The organism is Streptomyces fildesensis, assembly GCF_016107395.1.
GTDB lineage: Bacteria > Actinomycetota > Actinomycetes > Streptomycetales > Streptomycetaceae > Actinacidiphila > Actinacidiphila fildesensis.
In genome coordinates this window covers 417,379-443,908 of record NZ_JAAIKO010000002.1, presented here as the reverse complement: position 1 = coordinate 443,908, position 26,530 = coordinate 417,379, and the positions used below count along the sequence as shown (strand labels likewise).

Below are 26,530 nucleotides of genomic sequence, written 5' to 3'. Positions count from 1 at the left end.
GTTGTCCCCCGGTATTTCCCCATGCGGGGAGTCTAGGGATTGCGAACATCGGGAGGAACTATTTCAGGCCCGGCAGCCGAACCGGAACCCGCCCTCCGATAAGTACGCCCGCCGGCAGCGTTGACTGCGCCCAAATGCCACCGGAGAGTAGTAACCGCCCAAGGAAACGACCTCGGGGGGCCGGGATGACCGCTAGGACCACGCCCTGGGTGAGCGTACTGCTCTCCGCCATCGCGTCCGTGAGTTGGGCGTTTCTGGCCATGACGGGCACCGCCGCGCTCGGTCTGCATCTGCTCGGGGCGGACACCGCGGGTTCACTCGGACCGATGACGGCCGCGGTGGTCGCGATGGCCGCGGGCGGCCGGGTCCGACCGTCGGGCGACGTCGCCGTGTTCGGGATGGACAGCGCCGGGACCCAGGGCGCCGTCGGCGTCATGCCGTTGGGCGTCGCCCTGGTGGGCGCGTTGCTGCTGGTGTGGGTCTTCCTGCGGTCGTTACGCAAGGCCGGGACGGTCGTCTCCGCCGGTGAGCTGGCCGCCCGGGTGATCGCGGTCGCGGTGTTCTTCACCGCGGTACTCGGCGGACTCGCCTGGGCCGGCCAGGACACCATCGCCATCGACGGCGCCTCGCTCGGCGCCCCCCAGGCCGGCGGCATCCTGGACAAGCTGCCCGGTATCGGGGACATCGGGGGCGGCGGACTCTCCGACGGCCTGCAGGGTCTGATCAAGTCCAAGACGTCGGTCGGCTTCCATGTCGACACCGTGCCCACCCTGCTGCGCGGCCTGGTGTGGGTGCTGTTGGTACTGCTGATCGCGCTGCTCGCCTCGCGCCGTACGCCGTTGCCGCCGGGCTGGCAGGGTGTGCACCGGGTGGTGCGGCCCGCCGTCTCCGCGCTGTGCGGCGTTCTGGTGCTCGCCGTGGTGGCGGGGTTCGCCGCCGCCGGGTACGCGGCGGTCACCGGCGACGAGCCGGGCCGGATCATGGGCGCCGCGCTCCTCGGCGCGCCCAACGGGGTCTGGCTGGCGCTGCCGCTGGGCCTGTTCGTCCAGTGGAAGGGCGTCGCGACCGGGGAGCTCGCGAAGGTGCTGCCCGATCCCCTCGACCGCTTGCTGAGCAACGGGGTCAAGGAGCCCATCACGCTCGGCCGGCTCGCCGAGCTGGACGACCGGGTCTGGCTGCTGCCGGTCGCGGTGGCGCTGATGATGCTGACCGCCGGGGCCCTCACCGCGACCCGCACCCCGCTCGGGACCGGGTCGCGCGCCGGATACGCGGGGCGCTGCGCGCTGCGGCTGGGGGTCGCGTCGGCCGTCGCGCTCCCGCTGCTGGTGTGGCTGACCGGGGTCTCGGTGAACGCGAACCTGTCGGTCTTCGGCTTCGACGCCGTCGGGGCCGGGATCGAGCTGCACGGCAGCGTTCCGCCGGCGCTGCTGCTGGGCGCCGCCTGGGGCGCGGGTGCGGGCGGCGTGGGCGCGCTGCTGGCGCTGGCGACCGGCGCCGCCGGGCGGCAGGCCGCGCCGCTGGCGCTCGGCCCGGCGCCGGGGAGCACTTCCGGCGATTCCGCGCGGACGTACCCGGTCATCGCCTACGAGCCGGGTCCCTACGTTCCCAGTCCGGCGTACCACCCCGAGGAGGCCGGGCCGAACCCGTACAAGCAGCCGGCGGATCCCGCCGGAAGCGCCGGCAACGACTCGCCGCACGCGACCCAGACGATGGCCGGCGCCCCGCTGCCCCCGCCGCTGCCGCGCCGCTCGCGTGGCGGCGGCCGCACCGACAAATGGCCCGACCCGCCGGGCGAACCACCGCCCCCGCCGGGAGCGCCCCGCAGGCAGTAAGGGGTGCCGGCGGGCATTCGGGGCGGATTCCGCCTTCGCGGGTCCGGATGGGTGTCCGCCACGCGGGACGGCTCGTCGCGTCCTTGAGGCCGCCGGATACGGTGGTCCCACCATGAACGACGCCACGCAGCCCATCCCTGTCGCCGCCGTTCCCTCCGCGGACGCGCCCACCCTCCTCGTCAAGATCTTCGGCAAGGACCGCCCAGGCATCACCGCCGGACTTTTCGACACCCTCGCCGCGTTCGGCGTGGACGTCGTCGACATCGAACAGGTCGTCACGCGGGGCCGGATGGTGCTGTGCGCGCTGGTGACCGCGCCGACCGCGCCCGGCGCCGAGGGCGAGCTGCGGTCCACCGTGCACAGCTGGTCCGAGTCGATCAAGATGCAGGCCGAGATCATCTCCGGTATCGGTGACAACCGGCCGCGCGGTGAGGGACGTTCCCATGTGACGGTCCTGGGCCACCCGCTGACCGCCGAGTCGACAGCCGCCATAGCGGCTTGCATCACCGCCACCGGCGGCAACATCGACCGGATCTTCCGGCTCGCGAAGTACCCGGTGACGGCGGTCGAGTTCGCCGTCTCGGGTGCCGATCCGCTGGCGCTGCGCTCCGCGCTGGCGACGGAGGCCGCCGCGCGCGGGGTGGATGTGGCGGTGGTCCCGGCCGGGCTGCAGCGCCGGGCCCAGCGGCTGGTGGTGATGGATGTGGACTCCACCGTCATCCAGGACGAGGTGATCGAGCTCTTCGCCGCGCACGCCGGGTGCGAGGCGGAGGTCGCCGAGGTCACCGCCGCCGCGATGCGCGGCGAACTGGACTTCGAGCAGTCGCTGCACGCCCGGGTCGCGCTGCTGGCCGGGCTGGACGCGTCGGTGGTGGACAAGGTCCGCGCCGAGGTCCGGCTCACCAAGGGCGCCCGGACCCTGATCCGCACGCTCAAGCGGCTCGGCTACCAGGTGGGGATCGTCTCGGGCGGCTTCACCCAGGTCACCGACGACCTCAAGGAGCGGCTGGGGCTGGACTTCGCGGCCGCGAACACCCTGGAGGTGGTGGACGGGAAGTTCACCGGCCGGGTGACAGGACCGATCGTGGACCGGGCCGGCAAGGCGCGGCTGCTGCGGAGCTTCGCGGAACAGGCCGGGGTGCCGCTGAGCCAGACCGTAGCGATCGGTGACGGGGCGAACGACCTCGACATGCTGAACGCGGCGGGGCTCGGCGTGGCGTTCAACGCGAAGCCGGTCGTCCGGCAGGCCGCCGACACCGCGGTCAACGTGCCGTTCCTGGACACCGTCCTGTACCTGCTGGGCATCACGCGGGAAGAGGTCGAGGCGGCCGACGCGCTGGACGGCGCCCCGACCGAATCCCGCTAGGCCGGGAGGGGATCGCGTCAGGCCTCGCCGCGCGATCCGTCCGGCCGGGCTCAGGCCTCGTGCGGCACCCAGTAGTCGGCCAGCCGGCCGACGCCGTGCTCCACGGACTTCCAGGAACCGGAGAACGTGACGACGCCGAAGGCCGCGGTCGGGAAGCCGCCGCGGTTCATCCGGGCCAGGGCGTCCGCCTCGGCGGTGCCCGCGAGGGCGTCGGCGAGGGCGTGCATGCCGGGGTTGTGGCCGATGACCAGCAGGGTGCCGATGTCGTCGGGGGTCTCGTTGAGCAGGGCCAGCAGCTCGCCCAGGCTCGCTTCGTACAGCCGCTCCTCGTAGACCGTCCTGGGTCGCTGCGGCATCTCGTGCGCGGCGAGCTTCCAGGTCTCACGGGTGCGGGCGGCGGTGGAGCACAGGACCAGGTCAGGGGCGATCCCCGCGTCGGCGAGCCGGCGGCCCGCCACGGAGGCGTCCGTACGGCCGCGCTCGGCCAGCGGCCGCTCGTGGTCGGCGACCGAGGGCCAGTCGGCCTTGGCGTGACGGAGTAGGACGATCGTGCGGGGCGAGTCGACGCTCATGCCCCTCAGCTTTCCAGAAAATCCGCGATCAGGCGCGGGCTGGCCGTTACGGCCCGCACCGGCCCGTGGGCGCCGCTCATCAGAGGCCGCGGCATCACAGGAGGTGCTGGGCGATATCGGGGAGCGCGTCCGCGATGCGGGCGATGAGGTGGCCGGCGGGCTCGGCCGCCGAGGTGTCGCTCCGGCCGGGTCCGGCGATCAGCATGAGCAGCGCGGCGAAGGCGAGCGCGGGCAGCGCGACGGCCCACCACGGGAGGCGCGTCTGGACCCCGCCGGCCCCCTGGCCGACCGTGTGCCGCGAGGGGCGGGTGGGTGCCTGGATGGACTGGGTGGACACGGTGACCGCCTCCGTGAAGTGCTGGAATGTTCTGACCCTTCGAAACTACGGAAGGGCACTCGAAGATCCCATCGGGCGGGCCACCCACTCGACCCTGACCTGGCCCCCCTAGGGATGGTGGGGTTGTCCCCACCATCGGCCTCAGGGGCGGCGGTTCAGCCGAACTTGGCCGCGACGGTCGCGATGATCGCGACGAAGGCCGGAACAGCCAGCATCAGACCGATGATGATCATCAGCCGCTTCTGGCTGTGCGGGGGGTTGGGCTCAAGTACGGGCATGGGCCCAGTCTCGCACCGGCCCCGAAGAGGACCGCGGCGGGGTCGCCCGCGGCGCGGTCACAGTTCGTCCTCGATGTACCGGTTGCGTCCGGCCAGCACGCCGACGACGATCTGCGGCACCATGAGCGCCGCCATCAGCGCGATGGGCAGGTCCCAGCCGCCGCTGTGCTGGTAGAGGGCGCCGACCAGGATCGGCCCCGGGATCGAGATCAGATAGCCGGTGCTCTGCGCGAAGGCGGACAGCCGGACCACTCCCGCGCCGGTGCGCGAGCGCATCCCGACCATCGTCAGGGCCAGCGGGAAGGCGCAGTTGGCGATGCCGAGCAGCAGCGCCCACACCCAGGGGGCACCGGCGGGGGCCAGCCACAGGCCGGTGTACCCGGCGAGGCCGAAGAGCGCGAGGACGACGACGAGCGGACCCTGGTGCCGCATCCGGCCGGCGAGCGAGGGCAGCGCGAAGGAGAGCGGGACGCCCATCACCATCGTCACGGCGAGCAGCGCCCCCGCGGTGCCGGCGGAGAGCCCGGCGTCGCGGAAGATCTGCGGCATCCAGCCCATCGTGACGTAGGCGGCGGTGGCCTGCAGCCCGAAGAAGCAGGCGAGCGCCCAAGCCGTACGGCTGCGGATGATCCGGCCGGTGTTCCCGTCGGTGGCGGGGCCAGAACCTGCGGGGGCGGGCCGCGCGGCGGAGCTGCGGTCCCGGACCAGGCCGAGCCACGGCACGATCGCGACGACGGCGAGCGCCGCCCAGACGCCCAGGCCGAGCCGCCAGCCGTGGCCCATGGCGGAGGTCAGGGGCACGGTCGCCGCGGCGGCGGCCGCGGTGCCGAGGGAGAGCGCCATCGAGTAGAGCCCGGTCATCGCGCCGACCCGGTCGGGGAAGTACCGCTTGACGATCACCGGCATCAGGATGTTGCTCACCGCGATACCGGCCAGGGCCACGGCGCTGGCGGCGAGGAAGAGCACGGTGCCGCTCGCGAACGGGCGCAGCAGCAGCCCGGTGGCGATGCCCGCCATGCCCGCGCAGACCACGGCGCCCGCGCCGAAGCGGCGGGCCAGTCGCGGGGCGGCGATGCCGAAGAGCGCGAAGCACAGGGCGGGCACGGAGGTGAGGAACCCGGCCACGGCGCCGCTCATGCCGAGGCCGGCCCTGACCTCCTTCATGAGCGGCCCGAGGCTGGTGACCGCGGGGCGGAGGTTGAGCGCGGCGAGCACCAGCCCGGCGAGCACGAGGCGGCGCGTCCAGACGGGGAGCGCCGCCGTCTCCGGCAAGGGAGCCGGTAGGGAATCCGGTCCGGGAGCCGGTGCTGACCCGGGTGCGGATCCCGGTATGCCCGGTATGGACACGGCCTTGTCGCGGTCGAGGGTGCGGGGTTCGTCATCGCGCATGCACCCATCATAGAATGATGGGATGAATCTCGGCCCACTCCCCCGGCAGTCCACGCTCGCCGACCAGGTGATCGCCCGGCTGCGTACCCAGATCACGTCCGGTGAGTGGCCGGTCGGCTCCCGTATCCCGACCGAACCCGAGCTGGTCGACCAGCTCGGCGTCGCCCGCAACACCGTCCGTGAGGCGGTCAGAGCGCTGGCCCATAACGGGCTGCTCGACATCCGGCAGGGCTCCGGCACCTATGTCCTGGCCACCAGCGAGCTGGCGGGCGTGATGCAGCGCCGGTTCGCGGACGCCGATCCGCGGCATGTCGCCGAGCTGCGCAGCGCCCTGGAGGCGTCCGCCGCGGGACTGGCCGCCGCCCGCCGCACCGACCGCGATCTGCGGCATCTCGACACCCTGCTGGAGCGCCGCGAGCGGGCCTGGGAGTCGGGGGACGCCGCCGCGTTCGTCGACGCGGACGCGACGCTGCACCTGGCGGTCGTCGGCGCCTCGCACAACGACGTGCTGGCCGAGCTCTACGCGGACCTCGGCGAGGTGCTGCGCGACTTCCTGCGCGCGGACGTCGGCGAGGTGCTGCGCCCCGAGCAGCACCTGGACCACGCCCGGCTGGTGGAGGCGATCCGCGCGGGCGACGCGGGGACGGCGTCGGCCGAGGCCGCCGGGCACGCCTTCCACTGCCGGGGGCTCGGCACGCCCTGACCCCCGCAGAGCACGGAGAACGCCCGGCCCCGGACGCTGTGGAAGCGTCGGGGACCGGGCGTTCGCCGTGCGTCAGGAGCGGTACGGGTCAGGCACCGACCGCGTGCAGGCCGCCGTCGACGTGGATGATCTCGCCGGTGGTCTTCGGGAACCAGTCCGAGAGCAGGGCGACGACACCGCGGCCGGTGGGCTCCGGGTCGGACATGTCCCACTCCAGCGGGGAGCGGTGGTTCCAGACGTCCGCCAGCTCCGAGAAGCCCGGGATGGACTTGGCGGCCATCGAGCCGATCGGTCCGGCGGAGATCAGGTTGCAGCGGACGTTCTGCTTGCCCAGGTCACGGGCGAGGTAGCGGGACGTCGCCTCCAGCGCGGCCTTGGCCGGGCCCATCCAGTCGTACTGCGGCCAGGCGTACTGCGCGTCGAAGGTGAGGCCGACGACCGAGCCGCCGCCGTTGCTCATCAGCGGCAGGCACGCCATGGTGAGCGACTTCAGCGAGAACGCGGAGACGTGCATCGCGGTGGCGACGGACTCCCACGGGGCGTTGAGGAAGTTGCCGCCCAGCGCGTCCTGGGGCGCGAAGCCGATGGAGTGCACGACCCCGTCCAGGCTGCCGAGCTCGGTGCGTACGGTGTCCGCGAGCGACCCGAGGTGCTCGGGGTTGGTCACGTCCAGCTCGATGACCTTGGTGGGCTTCGGCAGCTTCCTGGCGATGCGCTCGGTCAGGGTGGGCCGCGGGAAGGCGGTGAGGATGATCTCAGCGCCCTGCTCCTGCGCCAGCTTGGCGGTGTGGAACGCGATGGAGGACTCCATCAGCACTCCGGTGATCAGGATGCGCTTGCCTTCGAGAATTCCACTCATGGTGATCAGTGACCCATGCCCAATCCGCCGTCTACGGGAATGACGGCACCAGTGATGTATGCGGCCTCTTCGGAGGCGAGAAAGCGGACCGAGGAGGCGATCTCCGCGGTCTGCGCGTAACGGCCCAGCGGGATCTGGCCGACGATCTTCTCGCGCTGCTCGTCGCTGAGCGTGCGGGTCATGTCGGTGTCCACGAAGCCGGGGGCTACGACGTTCACGGTGATGTTGCGCGAGCCGAGCTCACGGGCCAGCGAGCGCGCGAAGCCGACCAGGCCGGCCTTGGAGGCGGCGTAGTTCGACTGGCCGGCGGAGCCGAGCAGGCCCACGACCGACGAGATGAGCACGATGCGTCCCTTGCGGGCCCGCAGCATCTTCCGAGCGGCGGCCTTGACCACACGGAAGGTGCCCGTGAGGTTCGTCTCCAGGACCGAGGTGAAGTCCTCGTCGGTCATCCGGAGCAGCAGCTGGTCGCGGGTGACGCCGGCGTTGGCGATCAGCACCTCGACCGCGCCGTGCTTCTCCTCGATCTCCTTGTAGGCCTGCTCGACCTGTTCGGCGTCCGTGATGTCGCACCGCACCGCGAGGAAGCCCGCTGGTGGCTCGCCCGAGCGGTAGGTGATGGCGACCTTGTCACCCGCGTCGGCGAAGGCCTGGGCGATGGCGAGGCCGATGCCCCGGTTTCCTCCGGTGACGAGAACCGAGCGGCTCAACGGATCACCCTTTCCCATAGTTGTGGCTATCACCACGAAACTATCGGTCCGGGCAGCGATACAGGGAACCGGCCCCGACAGGGGCATCCAGCTGTCCCTGTCGGGTCCCTACAGTCGGCGGAGTTACGCCTGTGTGCGGGCTGCGGTCCGGCGGCGGCCGCGGAGGATCATTCCGACGGCTCCCGCGGCGAGAACGGCGCTGCCGCCGAGTGCCGTCTTCAGGGTGCCGGCGGCCTGGCCGCTCGCTGCCGTGTTCTGGGTGACGAGAGTGGTGTCCCCGCCGTGGCCCTGGTGGCTGACCGTCGACCGGCTCGCCCCGGCGGCGATCTGCTGGTCGCTGGGCGCGGCCGGGGCCTTGGCGGCGGCGCCCTGTCCGAAGACGACATCGGAGCAGCCGTAGAACGCCTCGGGGCTGTCGGTGCGCTGCCAGACCTGGTAGATCAGGTGGCGGCCGGAGCGGCTGGGCAGCTTCGCGGTGAAGTTGTAGTAGCCGCTCGTCGCGGTGGAGCTGGTCGTGTAGGTGGCGATCGGAGTGGCGTCCAGGTCGGACCACTTGAGCGGTTTCGTCGGGTCGTAGCCGGCCTTGGTGATGTACAGGGTCATGACGCCGCGGTGGGGCGCGGTGACACGGAAGCCGACGTTGAACGAGCCGGTGGCGACGCTGGTGGCGGGCCAGTCGGTGCGGGCCATGTCGAGGGCCTTGTACTTGTCGCGGTTGGCCGAGCACAGCTTGCCGTCGGGAATGATGTCCCGGCTGTGTCCGTCGGCGTTGGCGATGTTCACCTCGTTCCAGTCGTAGAGCGGCTGGGTGCCGCTCATGGCGACCAGGTCCTTGCAGACCTGCGACTGCGGGTGTTCCGGGCCTTCGGCGTAGCAGGCGGATATCCGGCTGACGGGGCTGCTGAGGGCGCCGTGCGCGCTCGCGGACACCGGGGTGAGGGCGACGAGCGCCAGTGCCGCGGCGCCCGCGGCGCCGACGGCCGCGGCATGGCGGAACGCGGGAAGCCGCGGCGGGGGTACACGGAGTGCCGGCAGGTGGGGGGCTGACATGTGGGGGCTCCTTGTCGTGCTGTGGCTGGTGACTGCGCGGACAGGGGCGTGGGGGGACAGCAGAACTGAGCATAGGATTGGTCTGGACCAACGACAAGAGGCCTGCGGCTACCGGCTTCTGACGGAGCATCATCAATTCCCGGAACGCGCCGGATATACCGTGGCCGTCCGTGCTGTCCGAGCGGCATGATTCACTGCGCAGACCTGTCGCATCAGACCTGTCGAATCGGGCGAAGGAGGAGGCCGCTGTGCCTCACGAGGTCGATCAGTCATTCCTGGCACTGCCGCTGCGGGCGCTGGCCGACGCGGCACTCGCCCGGGCCAGGGCGCTCGGAGCCGAGCACGCGGACTTCCGCTTCGAACGGATCCGCAGCGCCACGTACCGGCTACGGGACGCCAGGCCGTCCGGCACGTCGGACACCACGGACACCGGCTACGCGGTCCGGGTCGTGCACGGCGGCGCCTGGGGCTTCGCGTCCGGCGTCGATCTGACGATGGACGCGGCGGCGCGGGTCGCCGGCCAGGCGGTCGCCATGGCGAAGCTGTCGGCGAAGGTGATCGCCGCCGCGGGATCCGACGAACGGGTCGAGCTGGCGGACGAGCCGGTGCACGCGGAGAAGGTGTGGGTCTCCGAGTACGGGACCAACCCCTTCGACGTCCCGGACGCGGAGAAGACGGCGCTGCTCGCCGAGTGGAGCGGCCGGCTGCTCGCCGCGAAGGGCGTCGCGCACGCGGACGCGTCCCTGATGACCGTCCAGGAGAACAAGTTCTACGCGGACACCGCGGGCACCAGCACCACGCAGCAGCGGGTGCGGCTGCACCCGCAGCTCACCGCGGTCGCGGTGGACCCCGGCAGCGGCGACTTCGACTCCATGCGCACCCTGGCCCCGCCGGCCGGCCGCGGCTGGGAGTACCTGACGGGCACCGGCTGGGACTGGGACGCCGAACTCGCGGAGATCCCGGAGCTGCTGGCGGAGAAGATGCTCGCGCCGACCGTGGAGGCCGGTTCGTACGACGTCGTCGTCGACCCGTCCAACCTGTGGCTGACGATCCACGAGTCGATCGGCCACGCCACCGAGCTGGACCGGGCGCTGGGCTACGAAGCGGCCTACGCGGGCACCTCCTTCGCGACCTTCGACCAGCTGGGCACGTTGAAGTACGGCTCCGCGCTGATGAACGTCACCGGGGACCGCACCGCGGAGCACGGCCTCGCGACGGTCGGCTACGACGACGAGGGCGTCGCCGGGCAGACCTGGGACCTGGTGAAGGACGGCACCCTGGTCGGGTACCAGCTGGACCGCCGGATCGCGAAGCTCACCGGCTTCGAGCGGTCCAACGGCTGCGCGTACGCCGACTCCCCCGGCCATGTGCCGGTGCAGCGGATGGCGAACGTGTCGCTCCAGCCGGCGCCGGACGGACCGTCGACGCAGGAGCTGATCGGCGGCGTCGAGCGCGGGATCTACATCGTCGGCGACCGTTCCTGGTCCATCGACATGCAGCGCTACAACTTCCAGTTCACCGGCCAGCGGTTCTTCCGGATCGAGAACGGCCGGCTCGCGGGCCAGCTCAAGGACGTCGCCTACCAGGCCACGACCACCAACTTCTGGGGCTCGATGGAAGCCGTCGGCGGCCCGCAGACGTATGTGCTCGGCGGCGCCTTCAACTGCGGCAAGGCCCAGCCCGGCCAGGTCGCGGCGGTCAGCCACGGCTGCCCGTCCGCGCTGTTCCGCGGTGTCAACATCCTGAACACGACCCAGGAGGCCGGCCGATGAGCCCCCGCAGCACCGCTCCGCACGAGATCGTCGAGCGCGCCCTGGCACTGTCCCGCGCCGACGGCTGCGTCGTCATCGCGGACGAGGAGTCCAGCGCCAACCTGCGCTGGGCGGGCAACGCGCTGACCACCAACGGCGTGACCCGGGGCCGCACCCTCACCGTCATCGCGACGGTGAACGGCTCGCAGGGCGCCGCCTCCGGTGTGGTGTCCCGCTCCGCGGTGACCACCGACGATCTGGAGCCGCTGGTCCGGGCCGCTGAGGAGGCGGCCCGCGCCGCGGGACCGGCCGAGGACGCGCAGCCGCTCGTCGAGGGGACCGCGCACTCCGCCGCCTTCACCGAGCCGCCCGCCGAGACCTCCTCCGAGGTCTTCGGGTCGTTCGCACCGGCGCTGGGCGAGTCCTTCGCGACCGCGCGGGCCGGCGGACGGCAGCTGTACGGCTTCGCCTTCCACTCGGTGACCTCCAGCTACCTGGGCAGTTCCACCGGGCTGCGGCTGCGGCACGACCAGCCGACCGGCACCATGGAACTCAACGCCAAGTCGCCGGACCGCTCCCGGTCCGCCTGGGCCGGTGCCTCGACCCGGGACTTCAAGGACGTCGACCCGGCGGCGCTCGACGCGGAGCTCGCGCAGCGGCTCGCCTGGGCGGAGCGCCGGATCGAGCTGCCCGCCGGCCGCTACGAGACGCTGCTGCCGCCGACCGCCGTCGCGGACCTGGCGATCTACCAGCTGTGGTCGTCCGGAGCCCGGGACGCGGCCGAGGGCCGCACCGTCTTCAGCAAGCCCGGCGGCGGCACCCGGGTCGGGGAGAAACTCTCCGACCTGCCGCTGACGCTGCGCAGCGACCCGCAGGCGCCCGGTCTGGAGTCGGCGCCGTTCGTCATCGCGCACGCCTCGGGCGACGACTCCTCGGTGTTCGACAACGGCCTGCCGGTCGGTCCGGTCGACTGGATCCGGGACGGGGTCCTCAACCGGCTGCCCACCACCCGGCACAGCGCGGGCCTCACCGGCCTGCCGGTGACCCCGGCCGGCGACAACCTGATCCTGGACGGCGGCGGCACGAAGTCGCTGGAGGAGATGGTCGCGGCCACCGACCGCGGGCTGCTGCTGACCTGCCTGTGGTACATCCGCGAGGTCGATCCGGCGACGCTGCTGCTCACCGGCCTCACCCGGGACGGGGTCTACCTGGTCGAGAACGGCGAGGTGACGGGCGCGGTGAACAACTTCCGGTTCAACGAGTCGCCGGTGGACCTGCTCGGCCGGGTCGCCGAGACCGGCCGCACCGAGCGGACGCTGCCGCGCGAGTGGAGCGACTACTTCACCCGGGCCGCGGCACCGGCCATGCGGATCCCGGACTTCAACATGAGTTCGGTCAGCCAGGGCGTCTGACCCTGCCAGGAGGATGACGACGGTGGACGAGAAGCGGACGGTCAAGGTCTCGAAGTTCCTGGCCCTGGTGCTGCGGCACGATCCGGGAGCGGTCGGGGTGACCCTCGACGAGGGCGGCTGGGTGGCGGTGGACGAGCTGATCGCCGCCTGCGACCGGGCGGGCCGCCGCTTCTCGCGCGCCGAGCTGGACCATGTCGTCGCGACGAACAACAAGAAGCGGTACGAGTACTCGCCGGACGGCCGGCTCATCCGGGCCAGCCAGGGGCACTCGGTCCCGGTGGACCTCGGACTGGCGGCCGCGCCGCCGCCCGACGTGCTGTTCCACGGCACCGCGACCACGACGCTGCCGCTGATCCTCCGGGACGGGCTGCTGCCGATGTCCCGTCAGGACGTCCATCTGTCGGCGGACGTGGAGACGGCCGTGCGCGTGGGTGCGCGGCACGGCCGTCCGGTGGTGCTGGAGGTGGACGCTGCCGGGCTGGCCGCCGAGGGCCATGTGTTCCGGGTCAGCGCCAACGGCGTGTGGCTGACCGACCGGGTTCCGCCGGCGCGGTTGCGACAGCGCCCGGTCTGAGGGTCGTCAGGCGGCTTCCTTCTTGCCTCGGATCGCCGCCCACAGTCCGTCGCCGACGGCCACCACCGCGATGGCGCCGAGCAACTGCAGCAGGTGCCGGGTCCAGTCGATGCCACTGGTGTCGTTGACGCCGATCCAGGTCGCCACCGCGTTGCCCAGGATGCTGCCGAGCATGCCGAAGATCGCGGTCAGCCACAGCGGGATGGACTGCTTGCCGGGCAGGATCGCTTTCGCGATCAGACCCAGAACCAGACCGACGATGATCGCCCACAACCAACTCATGTCACACGCCTCCTCGCGTTCGAGTGACGATGCACTCGTGACGTCAGTCTGATCCGGGGTGGGCTACGCCGCATGTCGGGGGCGTCCATACGCCGTACGACGGGGTCGGCACGCCACTCGCGGGGCGGCCCCGGTCTCGAATGCGGCGGACCCGCGGCGTACCGTGAGAAGGGCCTGGGGCGGGTCCCCGCAACAGAATTCGGTACGGCCCGGTGGGCCGAGCAGGCGGTGGAATGTGATGCGGAAGCACAGTGACGGCGAGGTCTTCCGGATCACCGGAGCCCGGACCGGTCTCACTCAGGATGTACAGGGCAGGCAGCGCCGCTACGTCATCTCGATGCTGGTCCGTACCGCCTCGGTCATCGCGACCGTGACCTTGTGGAACGTACAGCGGCCGCTGGCCTGGGTCGCGCTGGTGCTGGGCGCGCTGCTGCCCTATGTCGCGGTGGTCATCGCCAACGCGGGACGGGCGAACGCGCCGTCGCTGCCGTCGTCCTTCGTCCCGCCGCCGACCCGGCCGATGCTGGAACCGGTCGTCCTGGAGGGTCACGTGGAGCCCGGAACGGAATATCCGGAGGGTCCGTACAGCAGTCGAAACTGAGCCGCGGCTGGCCGGAAACCTCAAGAAAAGCTCAGATCAATCATGAGGATCCACTCCTCGACCGGGGTGCACGCGTGACATACTTCGTACGCGCTCCGCATCCCCCGTCGGAGCGACGGACCGACGCCGGGCGGCTCCCCCCGTGGCTGCCCGGCGTCGCCATGTTTACTGGCAGCTATGAACGACGTGACGCCGATCTGCTCGGCCAAGGGCTGCCGCACCACCGCCGCGTGGGTGCTGGCGTGGAACAACCCCAAACTGCACACCCCGGACCGCCGGAAGACCTGGCTCGCCTGTGACGAGCACCGGGAGCACCTGTCGCAGTTCCTGGACCTGCGGGGGTTCCTGAAGGACGTCGTGCCGTTCGCGGACTGGCGGGACCCTGCGGACCCCGCGGACCCCGTCGCGCCGGAGAATCCCGCGGCACCGGGGAGCCCGGCGGCGTCCTGATAGCGGACGGAACCGCGGTCCGGCCCATCGGGACCAGACGCAGACTCCGGCCCCGGATTCCGGGGTCGGATTCCGGGGTCGGACTCCGGGGTCGGGCGGGTACTAGCCGCCGATCGCCGACATCGGGCGGTCAGGCTGCAGGAACGACGGGTCGTCGAGCCCGGAGCCGGCCTTCTTGCCCCACATCGCGGTCTTCCACAGCGCGGCGATCTCCGCGTCGGTGGCACCGGAGCGCAGCGGGGCGCGCAGGTCGGACTCGGTGCGGGCGAAGAGGCAGTCGCGGACCTGGCCGTCGGCGGTGAGCCGGGTACGGTCGCAGGCGCGGCAGAAGGGGCGGGTCACGGAGGCGATGACGCCGACCCGGGCCGGGCCGCCGTCCACCAGCCAGCGTTCGGCGGGCGCGGAGCCGCGGGCCCCGTTGGGCTCGGGGGTGAGCGTGAAGCGGGTCCTGAGGCTCTCCAGGATCTCCTCGGCCGTCACCATGTCGCTGCGCTGCCAGCCGTGCTGCGCGTCCAGCGGCATCTGCTCGATGAAGCGCAGCTCGTAGTCGTTCTCGACGGCCCACTGGAGCAGGTCCGGGGCCTCGTCGTCGTTGACGCCGCGCATGAGGACCGCGTTGACCTTCACCGGGGCCAGGCCGGCGGCGCGGGCCGCTTCCAGCCCGCCGATGACGTCGTGGTGGCGCTTGCGCCGGGTCATGGCCTGGAAGACCTCGGGGCGCAGGGTGTCGAGGGAGACGTTGACCCGGTTCAGGCCGGCGTCGCGCAGCGCGGCTGCGGTGCGTCCGAGGCCGATGCCGTTGGTGGTCAGCGATATCCGGGGGCGGGGTTCGAGGGCCGCGACGCGTTCGATGATGCCGACCAGGCCCGGGCGCAGCAGCGGCTCGCCGCCGGTGAAGCGGACGTCCTTGACGCCGAGGTCGGTGACGCCGATCCGTACCATCCGGACGATCTCGTCGTCGGTGAGCAGCTCGGGCTTGGCCAGCCACTGCAGGCCCTCCTCGGGCATGCAGTACGTGCAGCGCAGATTGCACCGGTCGGTCAGCGAGACCCGCAGATCGGTGGCCACGCGTCCGTAGGTGTCGATCAGCACGCGTTCCGCCTCCCTCGCGGGCACCAGGTGCGCCCGCCACTCCAGCTTAGGACCACGGTGACCCACCGCGTATCGCCGCAGCGTACGCGATGGGCCCCATATTGCAACAGTTTGTTGAATCGTGGTCTCTCGTGGGGGGCAGGCCGGTCAGTGTGCCCCGGCGCCGGTCATGGAGCGGACCTCCAGCTCCTTGTACTTCTCGAGGTCCGGCTCCTCCTTGGACAGGACCGTGCCCAGCCAGCCGAGCAGGAAGCCCAGCGGGATGGAGACGATGCCCGGGTTGCCCAGCGGGAACCAGTGGAAGTCGCTGCCGGTGAAGAGGGAGTCGGGGGCGCCGGAGACGACCGGCGAGAAGATCACCAGGGCGACCGAGGAGACCAGTCCTCCGTAGATCGACCAGGTCGCTCCCGAGGTGGTGAACTTCTTCCAGTACAGGCTGTAGAGGATGGTCGGCAGGTTGGCGGAGGCGGCCACCGCGAAGGCGAGCGCCACCAGGGCCGCCGCGTTGAGTTTGGTGGCGTACATGCCGAGCCCGATGGAGACCGCGCCGATCGCGACCGCGGCGATCTTGGCGGTGATGACCTCGTTCTTCTCGCTCACCTTGCCCTTGCGGATCACGTTGGCCCACAGGTCGTGCGCGAACGAGGCCGACGAGGCGAGGGTGAGGCCGGCGACGACGGCGAGGATGGTGGCGAAGGCCACCGCGGAGATCACCGCGAGCAGGATCGCGCCGCCGGTGGTGCCGGGGCCGCCGCCGACGTACTCGGCGAGCAGCGGCGCCGCGGTGTTGCCGGACTTGTCGCTCGCCTTGATCTTGGCGGCGCCGACCAGCGCCGCCGCACCGAACCCGAGGGCGATGGTCATCAGATAGAAGCCGCCGATGATGCCGATCGCCCAGTTCACGGACTTACGGGCGACCTTCGCGGACGGCACGGTGTAGAAGCGCACCAGGATGTGCGGCAGCCCGGCGGTGCCCAGGACGAGGGCCAGGCCCAGCGAGATGAAGTTGATCTTGCTGGTGCTGTCGATGCCGTACTTGAGGCCGGGCTCCAGGAACTTGTGCCCCTGGCCGCTCTTCTCGGCCGCGGCGCCCAGCAGCGTGGACGGGTTCCAGTGGAACTTGTTGAGCACCAGGATGGTGATCAGCAGGGTGCCGAGGATCAGCATCACGGCCTTGATGATCTGCACCCAGGTCGTGCCCTTCATGCCGCCGATCGTCACGTACAGCACCATGACGATGCCGACCAGCGCCACGATCAGCCGCTTCGGGCCCTCGCCGGTGACACCGAGCAGCAGCGAGACCAGGGCGCCCGCGCCGACCATCTGGGCCAGCAGATAGAAGATCGACACGACGATGGTCGAGGTGCCGGCGGCGGTGCGCACCGGTCGCTGGCGCAGCCGGTACGCGAGCATGTCGGCCATGGTGAAGCGGCCGGAGTTGCGCAGCGGTTCCGCGACCAGCAGCAGGGCGACCAGCCAGGCGACCAGGAAGCCGATCGAGTAGAGGAAGCCGTCGTAGCCGACGAGCGCGATGGCGCCGGCGATACCGAGGAACGACGCGGCGGACATGTAGTCGCCGGAGATCGCCAGACCGTTCTGGAACCCGGTGAAGCCGCGGCCACCCGCGTAGAAGTCGGTGGCGTCCTTCGTCTGGCGGCCGGCCCAGACGGTGATGCCGAGGGTGATGACGACGAACACGGAGAAGAGCGTGATGATCAGGGTGCGGTGCTCGGACGCCGCCGCCTCGGCCGCCAGGTTGATCGTGCCGGTGGTCATGAGCGGTCCTCCAACGTAGCGTCGTTCTCCAGCCGCGCCCCGGGAACCTCGGCCGCCGGGTCGAGGCCGACCGACGCGGTGCGGTTCTCCAGCCGCGCCTTGAGGGCCTCGGCCCCCGGGTCGAGCCGGGCATTCGCGTACCTGGCGTATATCCACGCGATGAGGAACGTGGTGAGGAACTGCGCGAGGCCGAAGACGAAGGCCACGTTGATGTGCCCGACGACCTTGGTCGCCATGAACCCGCCCGCGTAACTCGACAGGAGTACGTACAGCAGGTACCAGGCGAGGAAGGCGACGGTGACCGGGAACGCGAACACCCGGTAGGAGTGCCGTAGTTCGCCGAATTCCGGGCTCGCCTCGACCTCGGAGTACGAGGCGGGGGTCGGCGGGCCCGGGGTGGCGGACGGTGGTGCGGGATCCACGGTGCCTCCATGAGTGATCTGCGTCACGTCGATGATCGGAGACCGCATGTTAGAGGTGTGACGGCGGGTGTTCAACAGGCCATGGGTGAAATCTGCCGCCATCCGGATCAGGGCCGACACCGGGACCGGGGCGCTTCGTTGTACAGAGTGCCCAGCACCGCCACGAAGCGGCCCGGACGCGGCCGTGACGCAGCACCGAGGACATCGCCCGTGAACACCCCGCCGAGTTCCCCGCCCCCGGGTCCGCACCGACTGCCCTACGGGGCCGTCCGGTTGACCGTCCCGGTGGCCGCGGCACCGCAGCCGGCCGGCCGCGCGGCGCCCGGGCGGTGGTACGGACCGCGGGTGGTCATACCCCTGTTGAGCATCGAGGCGCTGCGGTCCGGCCACAGCGGTGGCTGACGCGCCACCGGTTCGAACGGGAATCCGGTAGGAATCCGGGATTTCCACCGCAATCCATTGATGGCGCCACCGGTACGACGATAGCTTCCATCGTCATGTACCCGTCCAACGGCAACCGTGCCGTCAGGGCGGGTCGTTGGACGATTGGAGATCCCATGGTTCCTCTTCACAGACGGTCCGGACGGCGCCGCATGCTCGCGGCGACCGTCGGGATGGCGCTGGCGGCAGCCGTCGCCGTACTGCCGGGCGCCGCTTCGGCGTCGGCGGCGGACAGCACGGTGGCGGCCGACGGCCCGCTGCTGTCCTACGTGGTCAACACCAACGTGGACCACGGCACCGTCAAGAGCGTCGAACACGCGATATCCCGGGCCGGCGGCCAGGTGGTCATCTCGTACGAGAAGATCGGCGTCATCGTCGTGCACTCGGCGAACCCGGGCTTCGCCGCCGCGATACGCAAGGCCCATGGAGTACAGACCGCGGGCGCCACCCGCACCGCCGCCATCGCCCCGGCCTCGACCACCGAACTGGGTGCGCCGGAGCGGCTCACGGCCGCACAGGTCGCCGCGGCGACCGCGGCCAACGCGAAGGCCGGCACCGAGCAGGAACCGCTGGAGGCGAACCAGTGGGACCTGGTGGCCATCAAGGCCGACAAGGCCGCGAAGATCAACCCGGGCAGCCGGAAGGTCACGGTCGGTGTCATCGACACCGGTATCGATGACACCCACCCGGATCTCGCCGCGAACTTCTCCGCCTCGCAGTCCGCGAACTGCGTGGGCGGAGTGGCCGACACCACCCCGGGCGCCTGGCGCCCGTACGACCCGGCCAGTGACTACCACGGCACGCATGTGGCGGGCGAGATCGCCGCGGCGCGCAACGGCATCGGCGTGGCCGGTGTCGCACCCAACGTCAAGGTCGCGGCCATCAAGGTCAGCGACCCCGTCACCAGCCTGTTCTACCCGGAGAGCGTGGTCTGCGCGTTCGTCTTCGCCGCCGACCACGGCATCTCCGTGACGAACAACAGCTATTACATCGACCCGTGGCTCTACAACTGCCTGGACGACCCCGACCAGCGCGCGATCGTCGACGCGGTCAACCGCGCGTCGAAGTACTCCGAGCGCAAGGGCGTACTGAACGTCGCGTCGGCCGGCAACTCCAACGACGACCTGGACTCGAACGCGCTCTCCGACGCGTCCAGCCCGGACGACGGCACCCCGGTCGACCGCACCGTCGACCCGCACAAGTGCTTCGACATCCCGACCCAGCTGCCCGGCGTCGTCACGGTCTCCGCGACCGGCGTGCAGAACCTCAAGTCGTACTACTCCAGCTACGGCCGGGGCGTCATCGACGTCGCCGCCCCCGGCGGGGACAAGTACCAGATCCCGGGAACCCCGGACAAGAACGGCCGGATCCTGGCCACGCTGCCCGGCAACACCTACGGATACCTGCAGGGCACCTCGATGGCCAGCCCGCACGTGGCGGCCGTCGCGGCGCTCATCAAGAGCAGGCACCCGCACGCCACGCCCGAGCAGATCCAGTGGCTGCTCAAGGCCGAGGCCGACAACCCCGGCTGCCCGACGGGCCTGTACGACCCGGACGGCAACGGAGTGCAGGACGCCACCTGCACCGGCCCGAAGCGGCTGAACAGCTTCTACGGGTACGGCATCGTCGACGCCCTGGACGCCGTCACCAAGTAACGAACGGCTGCCGATGACGCCGGGCGGGCCCGATGGACGGGCCCGCCCGGCGTTGCATCGTCAGAGCTTGACGATGACCTTCAGGGCGGTGCGCTCGTCCATCGCCTTGTAGCCGCCGGGGACGCCCTCCAGGCCGACCGCGTGGTCGAAGACCGGGGACGGGTCGATGGCGCCGGACAGGATGTCGGGGAGCAGCTCCGGGATGTAGCTGCGGACCGGGGCGACGCCGCCGCGCAGGGCGATGTTGCGGTTGAACATCTCGCCGAGGTCCAGGCCGGTGCCGCTGCCGTGCGGGACGCCGACGTAGCCGATCGCGCCGCCGTCGCGGGTGATGCCGACGGCCGTCCGCATGGACTGCTCGGTGCCGACCGCCTCGATGACGGCGTGCGCGCCCTGCCCGCGGGTCAGCTCGCGGACCGCCGCGACGGCGGCCTCGCCGCGCTCGGCGACGACGTCGGTGGCGCCGAACGTGCGGGCGATGTCGGTGCGCGCCGTGTGCCGGCCGAGCGCGATGATCCGCTCGGCGCCCAGCCGCTTGGCGGCGAGCACACCGCACAGGCCGACCGCGCCGTCACCGACGACCGCCACCGTCGTGCCGGGGCCGACCCCGGCGCCGATGGCGGCGTGGTGGCCGGTGCCCATGACGTCGGACAGCGCGAGCAGCGCGGACAGCAGACGGTCGTCGGAGAGCGCCTCGGCGGGCAGCTTGACCAGGGTGGCGTCGGCGAAGGGCACCCGGACGGCCTCGCCCTGGCCGCCGTCGGAGCCGACCGAGCCCCAGAAGCCGCCGTGCACACAGGAGGTCGTCAGGCCGTCGGCGCAGTACTCGCAGACGCCGTCGGACCACATGAAGGGGGCGACGACCAGGTCGCCGGCCGTCAGTCCCGACACCTCGGAGCCGGTCTCCTCGACGACGCCGAGGAACTCGTGGCCGATGCGCTGCCCCGGCTCGCGGGCGGCCTCGCCGCGGTACGCCCACAGGTCGCTGCCGCAGATGCAGGCGCGGACCACCCGGACGACGGCGTCGCCGGGCTGCCGGATCGCGGCGTCGGGCACGTCCTCCACCCTGATGTCGAACGGGGCGTGGATGGCGGTGGCGCGCATGGGGGTGTCCTTGCTGCTCAGCTCAATGGGGTGACTTCACGGTACGCCAGCGGTCCGGGGGCCGCACTCCGCGGGTCACGGCTGGTCAGGGCACCGGCCGGCAGGTGCTGCGCCGCGGCCGGTCACCGTCCGGCCGGGTCCCCCGGAGCCGCCGCCAGCGCCGTCGGCAGATCGGCCCGCTGCCGGATGCCGAGCTTCCGATAGGTGCTGGTCAGATGGGTCTCGACGGTCCGGCGGGCCAGATGCAGCAGCTCCGCTATCTCGACGTTGCCGTGGCCCGCGGCGGCAAGCTCCGCTATCCGCCGCTCGCTGCCCGTCAGGGCGCCGGTTCCGGTGTGCGGGATCCGGCGCGGGCGGGCGCCGCCGTCCCGCAGCGCCTGCCGCGCGAGCCGGCCCAGGCGTACGGCGCCGAGCCGCTCGGCGCGCGCGGCGGCCTCCCGCAGCACGTCGCGGGCCTGTCCTGAGCGCCCGGCGGCGGTGAGGGAGCGGCCCAGGCCGAGCTGCGCGGCGATCAGTTCCGGCTCGGCGGCCGGCTCCTCGCGCAGGCGGGTGACGGCCTCCTCGAGCAGTTCGATGCCGCGCCGGCCGCCGGTGGCCGAGCCGAGCGCGCGCAGGGCGCGACCCTCGGTACGGGCCGTGCCCCAGATCCTGGCCAGCCGCAGCTCCTCGGCGGCGAGCGGCACCGCCTCGCCGGCCCGGCCGGTCCGCACCAGACTGTCGGCGGCCGCCGAGCGCCAGGCGGTGACGACCGGGCTCACCACACCGCGGGCGACCTGCCGCCGGCCGCAGTCGGTGAGGTCCTCCAGCGCGCCCCCGTCATCACCCCGCGCAGCGCGCAGCAGACCGCGCGCGTACAGGAACTCGCACCACTGCCAGGAGTTGTCGGGACCGGGGCCCGCGAGCTTCCCGGCGAGCCCGGCCGCCTCGTCCAGCCGGTCGAGTTCGGTGAGCGCGATCATGGTCTGGGCGCCGACGTGCACATTGGCGGCGGGGTCCTGGTCGTCGACGAGCCGCGCGAAGTCCCCCCGCATGACGGCGGCCTCGGCCCGCACGCTCACCAGGCACTCATGGCCCGGATGCAGCACCGGCTCGCCGAGCGGGATCCGGGCGGCGTACCGTTCCGCCTCGTCCAGCAGGTCGGCCCACTGCGCGATGGTGGCGACCGACCCCAGGACGTACGGCTCCAGCAGCGGGTCCACCGAGCCGTGCGCGAGCAGCGGACGCACCTGCTCCCAGGCCTGTTCCGCCGAGAGCAGCCCGGCGGCCGACTCGTACTCGGTGAGCATCATCTCGGCCATCGGGTCCGGGTCGCCGAGATGCCGCAGCCGCAGCAGTTCGGAGATCATCTGCCGCCAGCTCTCCCCGTCGTGCGAGGCGATGAGCGCGGTCGCCGCCTGCACCGCGCTCAGCAGGTCGGGGCGGCCGGCGAAGCCGTCGGCGAGTTCGCGCAGTACGGCGATGGCCGCGGGCACCTCGCCGTGCGCGGCGAGCGCCGTGCCCAGCGCGCTGGCCACCCGCACCCGGCCGTGCCCGTCCTGCTGCACGCGCAGCGCCTCGGCGAGCCGCCGGACCCCCGCCGCCCGGTCGATCCGGACCTCCAGGCAGCCCAGTTCGGTGAGCACGCTGCCGCGCCGCTCGGTGGTGAGAGGCTCGTCCAGCGCCCGGCGCAAGTGGGCGACGGCCCGCGGAACGCCCGCCGGTTCCGAGCGGGTCTCCTGCGCGGCGGCGAGCAGCACATCGGCCGCCCACGCCTCGCCGACCGGCGGGACCGGCAGCAGATGCCCGGCGACGGCGCCGGCCCGGTCGCCGCGCTCGTGCAGCAGCCGGGCCGCGGTGCGGTGCGCCGCGTCCCGGCGTTCGCGGGGCAGGGTGTGCAGCACCGCGTCGCGCAGCAACGGGTGGGCGAACATGGCCGGCCCGCCGGCTTCGCCGCCTCCTGCGGCCAGGAAGCCGTGGTGCCGCAGCGCGGCGGCCCAGCCGGCCAGCCGTGCGGGATCGGCGGTCTCCGGCTCGCCGCGCGCCGGCCCCGCGCCGACGTGCCCCGGCACCGTGAAGCCCTTCCGCCCGGTGCGGCGGCGCTCGCCGCGCTGCCATTCCGCCAGCAGGCCGAGCGGGTCGTGCTCGTCCTGCACCAGGGCGAGCGCGCAGCCGGCGTCGGCGGTCTGCGGGCCCGCCGCGGCCAGCAGCCAGGCGACGGCGTCGGCGTAGGCACCGGGGTGGAGTTCGGCGACGCTCGACGGGGTCCGCTCCGGCGGGCCGCCGGGGTGCAGCTCGGCCAGGTCCTGCAACAGGGCGTGCAGCAGCAGCGGGTTGCCCGCGGTCGCCGCGGCGAGGCCGGGCGGCGGGTCGCCGCCGAGCCGTTCGCGGGCGATCGCGTCGACGGACGGCCCGCTCAGCGGCGGCAGCCGCACCGTGTGGACGAGCGAGGGGGCCAGGCCCCAGGCGATGCCGCGCGGGGCCGGCGTCATGTCGTACTGGTGACGCTCGGTCAGGATCAGCAGGACCGGCAGCCGGTCGAGCCGGGGCACCAGCCGGCCGAACCAGCCGCGGGAGGCCGGATCCGCCAGATGGACGTCGTCGACGGCCAGTGCGAGCGGTATGCCGCCGGGCGGCAGCTCGTCGATGGACGCGGCCTCGGGGGCGCCGTCCAGCAGCCGCCGCACGACGGACGGCACGCTGCCGGCGTCCTGGTCGTGCTGCGCGCAGCGGGTACGGCGGACGTCCAGGCCCTGCCGCCGGGCGAGTTCGGCCGCCGCGTCCAGGAGGGCGGTCCGGCCGCTGCCCGTGCCGCCGCGCACCACCAGCAGGGCGCCCGCGCCCGCCTCGGCCCGTTCCGCGAGGCGTGCCGCGACGGCCAGCTGGCCGTCCCGTTCGCGCAGACCGAGCTGCTCCCCCACCGTGGCCACCGCACCCCTTCCGCCGCCGCGGTCCCAGGATATGCCGTGGTGTTGTCGTGGTTGATCTCGTGGTGGTCCACGATGGCCGGGTACCCCCGCCCCGGGCACTGTGGAGCCTGTAGCCGATCCACCGGGGGAACCCTCATGCACAGGCCGAGCCTGCCCACCGCGGTAAGCCTGGCCGTGCTTGCCCTTTCCGTGTTCGTGCTGGTGACGGCGGGCGGCGGCTCCAAGGACGCCGCACGTCCGTCACCGACCCAGGATCCGTCCGGGCACGCCTCCACGGCGCGGCCCGGAGCGGCACTGTCCGCCCTGTTCAGGACGGTGTCATCGCGTTAGACCGCGGCACACCGCGGTCCACCCGGTCTTCCGGCGGCGGGGTTCTCCCCCGTATTCCCCGCCGCCGGAGGTAACACGCCGGCCGTCATCACCGCCCCGCCACCGTCACCAGACGCGGACCGAACCTCCCGGTGCGAACGCCGGACTGGTCGCGTCGGCGGGCGGCTCCTTCAGCGGCTCGGCGATCTCCGCCACCGTGGGGCCGGACTTCGCGGCGACCGCGTCCAGCAGCCCGAGGTCGAAGCCGTAGACACGGGCCGCGTTGCCGCCCACCATCGCGGCGACCTCCTCGGCCGGGAGCCCGGCGAACGCGATCCGCAGCCCCTCCCTGGTGTAGGGATACGTGCCCTCGTCATGCGGGTAGTCGCTGCCCCACATGATCTTCTCCAGGCCGATCCGGTCGCGCAGCGGCACCTCGTGGGGGCGCATGAAGCTCGCCCCGACGAAGCAGTTGTCCCGCCAGACGGCCTTCGGTCCCTTGCCCATCGCGTCCGCCAGCCCGGTGCCGAACTTGGCCTCGGCGGTGGCCGCCCGGGTCGCGGCGCTGACCAGCCGCCCGTGGTAGTACTCCAGCATGTCGAGCACGGCGGGGATCCACCCCGAACCCTGCTCGGTGAGCACCAGCCGCAACCCGGGGTGCCGTTGGAACGCCCCGCCGAAGATCAGGTGCCACAGCGCCCGGTGCGAGAACCATGTCGTCTCGACCATGAACACCGCGCGGGCCGCGGGTTCGTCGCCGAGCGGCGGGGAGGCCGAGCCGCCGTGGTGGTTCACCGGTACGTCCAGCTCGTCGCAGACCGCCCAGAGCGGGTCGTACACCGCCGAGTACAGCTCGGGGACGCCGGAGCCCGGTGGCGCGCCCGGCAGCAGGATGCCGCCGGTCAGCCCGTGCTCCTTGGCCCACCGCACCTCGCGGACCGCCGCGTCCACATCGTTGAGGAGGATCTGTGCGACGCCCGCGCGCCGGCCGGGGGCCTGCGCGCAGAAGTCGGCGAGCCACCGGTTGTGGGCCCGCAGTCCGGCCCAGCGCAGCTCGAACTCCTCCTTCGAGGGCGCGGGGGCCAGCAGCGAACCGCTGGGGAAGAACGGCGGCACGGTGTTGGGGAAGACGACCTCGGCGACGATGCCGTCCGCCTCCAGCTCCGCGAGCCGGCGGCCGGAGTCCCAGTTGCGCGGCGCCTCGGGGGCGATCAGGTCCTCGTACGGATTGACGTACGTGGCCGCCCACGCGTCGAACTCCTCGTGGAGGCCGGCCGCCAGGTACGGCCGGTAGTCGAGCAGGTCGGCGCCGGCGTGGCAGTCCGCCGAGATCACCGTGTAGCGGTCGTCGGGACCGGAGGGTGTCATGTGCCCGCCTCCATCCCCACGTACGGGAAGTCGTGCCCGGTCAGCCAGTGCCGTCCGGTGTCGCGGGCGCGCGCCCAGGACGCCTCGACGGCCGACTGGTCGTCCGGCTGGCCCAGTTCGGCCGGGGTCGGGCCGATCCGGCGGGCGATCGGCGCCAGCGCCTCGGTGTCGAAGCCGAAGGCCTCGGCGGCGGCCAGCCCCAGCATCTGCCGGGTCTCGGTCACCGGGATGTCGTGGAACGTGTTCTTCAGCCACTCCCGGGTCGCGGGCCAGGTGCCCTCCGGGTGCGGGAAGTCGCTGCCCCACAGGATGTTGCCGACCCCGATCTCGTAGCGCTGGGCCAGCTCGCGGCGCTTGGTGTTGGTCGCGCAGATGAACACCTGGCGGTCCAGGTACTCGCTCGGCGGCCGCTTCAGCTCGGCGAACGGCGAGAGCTTCTTGCCACCGTGGGCGCCGAGGTAGAGCCGGTCCATGAACCACAGCTGGTTCGGCAGCCACCAGCAGCCGGACTCGGCGATGCCGAACTTCAGCCCGGGGAAGCGCTCGAAGACCCCGGCCCACAGCAGGAACCAGAGCGGCCGGGACGGCCAGAACGTCACTTCGCTGACGTAGATGCCCAGATGGTCCCCGTACTCGTGGTGCGGGGCCGATCCGGAGTGGGTCACGATGGGCATCTCCAGCTCCTGCGCCACCGCCCACACCGGGTCGTAACGGGCGTCGTGGTACGCCGCCTTGTCGACCCACCGGGCGGGGATCATCAGGGCGCCGAGGCCGGACGCCTTCGCCCTGCGGACCTCGGCCACCACCGCGTCCACGTCGCCGGTGATGGGCAGCAGCGCCACCCCGCAGCGGCGTTCCGGGCTGCGCTCGGCACAGAACTCCGCGAGCCAGCGGTTGTGCGCCTGCGCGCCCGCCATCCCCAGCGCCGGGTCCTGGTCGCCGGAGAGCCCGAGGCCCACCCCGAAGGGCGCGGCGGTCTGGCTGTCGACGGCGTCGGCGTCCGGGAAGACGACCTCGGCCGCCACCCCGTCACCGTCGAGTTCCTTGTCGCGCTGCGCGCTGTCCCAGCCGCCGCGCAGCCCCTCCTCGTTGTCGCTGAACCACTTCTCCGCGAACGCCTCGTTGCGCACCCCGAGCCGCGTCATCGCCTCGCGGCGCGCCTGGCGCTGCCCGAGGAACTCGTCGAAGTCCGCGTGGAACCTGCTGTCGAGATACGGCCGGTACTGCTCCGTCGGCAGGCCCGCGTGGCAGTCCGAGGAGATGATCAGGTACGGATCCGTCATGGTGTCTC

The 26,530-nt window shown here is 72.3% G+C and carries 26 protein-coding genes; 11 read left to right on the top strand and 15 right to left on the bottom strand.

Annotation, left to right across the window (positions count from 1 at the left end; all coding sequences use genetic code 11):
• The first annotated feature begins 185 nt into the window (after window positions 1–185).
• Complete coding sequence (locus C6N31_RS05755; RefSeq protein WP_138354966.1) at window positions 186–1,832, top strand: streptophobe family protein; 1,647 nt, start codon at window positions 186–188, stop codon at window positions 1,830–1,832.
• A 112-nt stretch (window positions 1,833–1,944) separates the two neighbouring features.
• Window positions 1,945–3,198 carry a phosphoserine phosphatase SerB gene (gene serB / locus C6N31_RS05750; protein WP_138354967.1) on the top strand — a complete coding sequence of 418 codons (1,254 nt, stop codon included), beginning with the start codon at window positions 1,945–1,947 and terminating at the stop codon, window positions 3,196–3,198.
• A 50-nt stretch (window positions 3,199–3,248) separates the two neighbouring features.
• Here the strand turns inward: serB and C6N31_RS05745 are convergent, their stop codons facing one another.
• The 4 genes from C6N31_RS05745 to C6N31_RS05735 all read right to left on the bottom strand — a co-directional run bounded on the left by C6N31_RS05745 (window position 3,249) and on the right by C6N31_RS05735 (window position 5,774).
• Window positions 3,249–3,770, bottom strand: coding sequence for a SixA phosphatase family protein (locus tag C6N31_RS05745; RefSeq protein WP_138354968.1), 522 nt, complete (start codon window positions 3,768–3,770; stop codon window positions 3,249–3,251).
• Window positions 3,771–3,864: 94 nt separating this feature from the next.
• Window positions 3,865–4,092 carry a hypothetical protein gene (locus C6N31_RS05740; protein WP_198357202.1) on the bottom strand — a complete coding sequence of 76 codons (228 nt, stop codon included), beginning with the start codon at window positions 4,090–4,092 and terminating at the stop codon, window positions 3,865–3,867.
• A 170-nt stretch (window positions 4,093–4,262) separates the two neighbouring features.
• The gene (locus C6N31_RS45085) at window positions 4,263–4,385 is read right to left on the bottom strand and encodes an SGM_5486 family transporter-associated protein (RefSeq protein ID WP_250975239.1); all 123 of its coding nucleotides are present in this window, start codon (window positions 4,383–4,385) and stop codon (window positions 4,263–4,265) included.
• Between the two features lie 57 nt (window positions 4,386–4,442).
• Entirely contained in the window at window positions 4,443–5,774 is a 1,332-nt protein-coding gene (locus C6N31_RS05735; RefSeq protein WP_138354969.1) for a CynX/NimT family MFS transporter, read from the bottom strand.
• A gap of 22 nt (window positions 5,775–5,796) precedes the next feature.
• Here C6N31_RS05735 and C6N31_RS05730 point away from each other — a divergent pair, with 22 nt between their 5' ends.
• Window positions 5,797–6,477, top strand: coding sequence for a FadR/GntR family transcriptional regulator (locus tag C6N31_RS05730; protein WP_138354970.1), 681 nt, complete (start codon window positions 5,797–5,799; stop codon window positions 6,475–6,477).
• Between the two features lie 88 nt (window positions 6,478–6,565).
• On the opposite strand, the gene fabI is transcribed toward C6N31_RS05730, so the two are convergent.
• The 3 genes from fabI to C6N31_RS05715 form a co-directional block, all read right to left on the bottom strand.
• Window positions 6,566–7,336 (bottom strand): enoyl-ACP reductase FabI, encoded by a 771-nt coding sequence (gene fabI / locus C6N31_RS05725; RefSeq protein WP_138354971.1) that lies wholly within the window; start codon window positions 7,334–7,336, stop codon window positions 6,566–6,568.
• A 5-nt stretch (window positions 7,337–7,341) separates the two neighbouring features.
• A complete protein-coding gene (gene fabG / locus C6N31_RS05720) occupies window positions 7,342–8,046 on the bottom strand; it encodes a 3-oxoacyl-[acyl-carrier-protein] reductase (protein WP_138354972.1) in 705 nt (234 codons plus the stop codon).
• Between the two features lie 123 nt (window positions 8,047–8,169).
• Entirely contained in the window at window positions 8,170–9,096 is a 927-nt protein-coding gene (locus tag C6N31_RS05715) for a lytic polysaccharide monooxygenase auxiliary activity family 9 protein (RefSeq protein ID WP_138354973.1), read from the bottom strand.
• Between the two features lie 248 nt (window positions 9,097–9,344).
• Here C6N31_RS05715 and C6N31_RS05710 point away from each other — a divergent pair, with 248 nt between their 5' ends.
• Genes C6N31_RS05710 through C6N31_RS05700 form a run of 3 tightly spaced genes read left to right on the top strand, consistent with a single transcriptional unit; the run spans window position 9,345 to window position 12,833 of the window.
• The gene (locus tag C6N31_RS05710) at window positions 9,345–10,868 is read left to right on the top strand and encodes a TldD/PmbA family protein (RefSeq protein ID WP_198357191.1); all 1,524 of its coding nucleotides are present in this window, start codon (window positions 9,345–9,347) and stop codon (window positions 10,866–10,868) included.
• Window positions 10,865–12,259, top strand: coding sequence for a metallopeptidase TldD-related protein (locus tag C6N31_RS05705; RefSeq protein WP_138354975.1), 1,395 nt, complete (start codon window positions 10,865–10,867; stop codon window positions 12,257–12,259). The genes C6N31_RS05710 and C6N31_RS05705 overlap by 4 nt, the downstream gene beginning before the upstream one ends.
• Window positions 12,260–12,281: 22 nt before the next feature.
• Window positions 12,282–12,833 (top strand): RNA 2'-phosphotransferase, encoded by a 552-nt coding sequence (locus tag C6N31_RS05700; protein WP_138355038.1) that lies wholly within the window; start codon window positions 12,282–12,284, stop codon window positions 12,831–12,833.
• Window positions 12,834–12,839: 6 nt separating this feature from the next.
• Here C6N31_RS05700 and C6N31_RS05695 read toward each other — a convergent pair whose 3' ends face one another.
• Window positions 12,840–13,115 carry a GlsB/YeaQ/YmgE family stress response membrane protein gene (locus tag C6N31_RS05695; RefSeq protein WP_138354976.1) on the bottom strand — a complete coding sequence of 92 codons (276 nt, stop codon included), beginning with the start codon at window positions 13,113–13,115 and terminating at the stop codon, window positions 12,840–12,842.
• Between the two features lie 238 nt (window positions 13,116–13,353).
• Here C6N31_RS05695 and C6N31_RS05690 point away from each other — a divergent pair, with 238 nt between their 5' ends.
• Both C6N31_RS05690 and C6N31_RS05685 read left to right on the top strand, forming a co-directional pair.
• A complete protein-coding gene (locus C6N31_RS05690; protein ID WP_138354977.1) occupies window positions 13,354–13,716 on the top strand; it encodes a DUF3099 domain-containing protein in 363 nt (120 codons plus the stop codon).
• Between the two features lie 177 nt (window positions 13,717–13,893).
• Window positions 13,894–14,166, top strand: a complete 273-nt coding sequence (locus tag C6N31_RS05685) for a hypothetical protein (protein ID WP_138354978.1) — start codon at window positions 13,894–13,896, stop codon at window positions 14,164–14,166.
• A 102-nt stretch (window positions 14,167–14,268) separates the two neighbouring features.
• On the opposite strand, the gene moaA is transcribed toward C6N31_RS05685, so the two are convergent.
• The 3 genes from moaA to C6N31_RS05670 all read right to left on the bottom strand — a co-directional run bounded on the left by moaA (window position 14,269) and on the right by C6N31_RS05670 (window position 17,504).
• A complete protein-coding gene (gene moaA / locus C6N31_RS05680) occupies window positions 14,269–15,258 on the bottom strand; it encodes a GTP 3',8-cyclase MoaA (protein WP_244809124.1) in 990 nt (329 codons plus the stop codon).
• A gap of 147 nt (window positions 15,259–15,405) precedes the next feature.
• Window positions 15,406–17,034 carry a monocarboxylic acid transporter gene (locus C6N31_RS05675; protein ID WP_198357190.1) on the bottom strand — a complete coding sequence of 543 codons (1,629 nt, stop codon included), beginning with the start codon at window positions 17,032–17,034 and terminating at the stop codon, window positions 15,406–15,408.
• Window positions 17,031–17,504: a DUF485 domain-containing protein gene (locus C6N31_RS05670; protein ID WP_138354981.1), complete on the bottom strand. Its 474-nt coding sequence runs from the start codon at window positions 17,502–17,504 to the stop codon at window positions 17,031–17,033. Before C6N31_RS05670 ends, C6N31_RS05675 begins: the two co-directional genes overlap by 4 nt.
• A 162-nt stretch (window positions 17,505–17,666) precedes the next feature.
• Between C6N31_RS05670 and C6N31_RS05665 the strand changes: the two genes are divergently transcribed.
• Complete coding sequence (locus C6N31_RS05665) at window positions 17,667–17,858, top strand: hypothetical protein (protein WP_138354982.1); 192 nt, start codon at window positions 17,667–17,669, stop codon at window positions 17,856–17,858.
• A 191-nt stretch (window positions 17,859–18,049) separates the two neighbouring features.
• Entirely contained in the window at window positions 18,050–19,552 is a 1,503-nt protein-coding gene (locus C6N31_RS05660) for a S8 family peptidase (RefSeq protein ID WP_232484798.1), read from the top strand.
• A gap of 60 nt (window positions 19,553–19,612) precedes the next feature.
• Here the strand turns inward: C6N31_RS05660 and C6N31_RS05655 are convergent, their stop codons facing one another.
• Window positions 19,613–20,656 (bottom strand): zinc-dependent alcohol dehydrogenase family protein, encoded by a 1,044-nt coding sequence (locus C6N31_RS05655; protein ID WP_138354984.1) that lies wholly within the window; start codon window positions 20,654–20,656, stop codon window positions 19,613–19,615.
• 122 nt (window positions 20,657–20,778) lie between these two features.
• Window positions 20,779–23,562, bottom strand: a complete 2,784-nt coding sequence (locus C6N31_RS05650; RefSeq protein ID WP_198357188.1) for a LuxR C-terminal-related transcriptional regulator — start codon at window positions 23,560–23,562, stop codon at window positions 20,779–20,781.
• 135 nt (window positions 23,563–23,697) lie between these two features.
• On the opposite strand from C6N31_RS05650, the gene C6N31_RS05645 reads away from it, so the two are divergent.
• Window positions 23,698–23,892 carry a hypothetical protein gene (locus C6N31_RS05645; protein ID WP_138354986.1) on the top strand — a complete coding sequence of 65 codons (195 nt, stop codon included), beginning with the start codon at window positions 23,698–23,700 and terminating at the stop codon, window positions 23,890–23,892.
• 105 nt (window positions 23,893–23,997) lie between these two features.
• Here the strand turns inward: C6N31_RS05645 and C6N31_RS05640 are convergent, their stop codons facing one another.
• Window positions 23,998–25,239, bottom strand: a complete 1,242-nt coding sequence (locus C6N31_RS05640; RefSeq protein WP_198357187.1) for an amidohydrolase family protein — start codon at window positions 25,237–25,239, stop codon at window positions 23,998–24,000.
• The gene (locus C6N31_RS05635) at window positions 25,236–26,522 is read right to left on the bottom strand and encodes an amidohydrolase family protein (RefSeq protein WP_138354988.1); all 1,287 of its coding nucleotides are present in this window, start codon (window positions 26,520–26,522) and stop codon (window positions 25,236–25,238) included. The genes C6N31_RS05640 and C6N31_RS05635 overlap by 4 nt, the downstream gene beginning before the upstream one ends.
• Between the last annotated feature and the right edge of the window lie 8 nt (window positions 26,523–26,530).

Bases quoted from the DNA above. Each gene is read 5' to 3' on its own strand.
- C6N31_RS05755 (WP_138354966.1), top strand. From the start codon at position 186: ATGACCGCTAGGACCACGCCCTGGGTGAGCGTACTGCTCTCCGCCATC.
- serB (WP_138354967.1), top strand. From the start codon at position 1,945: ATGAACGACGCCACGCAGCCCATCCCTGTCGCCGCCGTTCCCTCCGCG.
- C6N31_RS05745 (WP_138354968.1), bottom strand. From the start codon at position 3,770: ATGAGCGTCGACTCGCCCCGCACGATCGTCCTACTCCGTCACGCCAAG.
- C6N31_RS45085 (WP_250975239.1), bottom strand. From the start codon at position 4,385: ATGCCCGTACTTGAGCCCAACCCCCCGCACAGCCAGAAGCGGCTGATG.
- C6N31_RS05735 (WP_138354969.1), bottom strand. From the start codon at position 5,774: ATGCGCGATGACGAACCCCGCACCCTCGACCGCGACAAGGCCGTGTCC.
- C6N31_RS05730 (WP_138354970.1), top strand. From the start codon at position 5,797: ATGAATCTCGGCCCACTCCCCCGGCAGTCCACGCTCGCCGACCAGGTG.
- fabI (WP_138354971.1), bottom strand. From the start codon at position 7,336: ATGAGTGGAATTCTCGAAGGCAAGCGCATCCTGATCACCGGAGTGCTG.
- C6N31_RS05715 (WP_138354973.1), bottom strand. From the start codon at position 9,096: ATGTCAGCCCCCCACCTGCCGGCACTCCGTGTACCCCCGCCGCGGCTT.
- C6N31_RS05705 (WP_138354975.1), top strand. From the start codon at position 10,865: ATGAGCCCCCGCAGCACCGCTCCGCACGAGATCGTCGAGCGCGCCCTG.
- C6N31_RS05695 (WP_138354976.1), bottom strand. From the start codon at position 13,115: ATGAGTTGGTTGTGGGCGATCATCGTCGGTCTGGTTCTGGGTCTGATC.
- C6N31_RS05690 (WP_138354977.1), top strand. From the start codon at position 13,354: ATGCGGAAGCACAGTGACGGCGAGGTCTTCCGGATCACCGGAGCCCGG.
- C6N31_RS05685 (WP_138354978.1), top strand. From the start codon at position 13,894: ATGAACGACGTGACGCCGATCTGCTCGGCCAAGGGCTGCCGCACCACC.
- C6N31_RS05675 (WP_198357190.1), bottom strand. From the start codon at position 17,034: ATGACCACCGGCACGATCAACCTGGCGGCCGAGGCGGCGGCGTCCGAG.
- C6N31_RS05670 (WP_138354981.1), bottom strand. From the start codon at position 17,504: ATGCGGTCTCCGATCATCGACGTGACGCAGATCACTCATGGAGGCACC.
- C6N31_RS05660 (WP_232484798.1), top strand. From the start codon at position 18,050: ATGCTCGCGGCGACCGTCGGGATGGCGCTGGCGGCAGCCGTCGCCGTA.
- C6N31_RS05655 (WP_138354984.1), bottom strand. From the start codon at position 20,656: ATGCGCGCCACCGCCATCCACGCCCCGTTCGACATCAGGGTGGAGGAC.
- C6N31_RS05645 (WP_138354986.1), top strand. From the start codon at position 23,698: ATGCACAGGCCGAGCCTGCCCACCGCGGTAAGCCTGGCCGTGCTTGCC.
- C6N31_RS05640 (WP_198357187.1), bottom strand. From the start codon at position 25,239: ATGACACCCTCCGGTCCCGACGACCGCTACACGGTGATCTCGGCGGAC.
- C6N31_RS05635 (WP_138354988.1), bottom strand. From the start codon at position 26,522: ATGACGGATCCGTACCTGATCATCTCCTCGGACTGCCACGCGGGCCTG.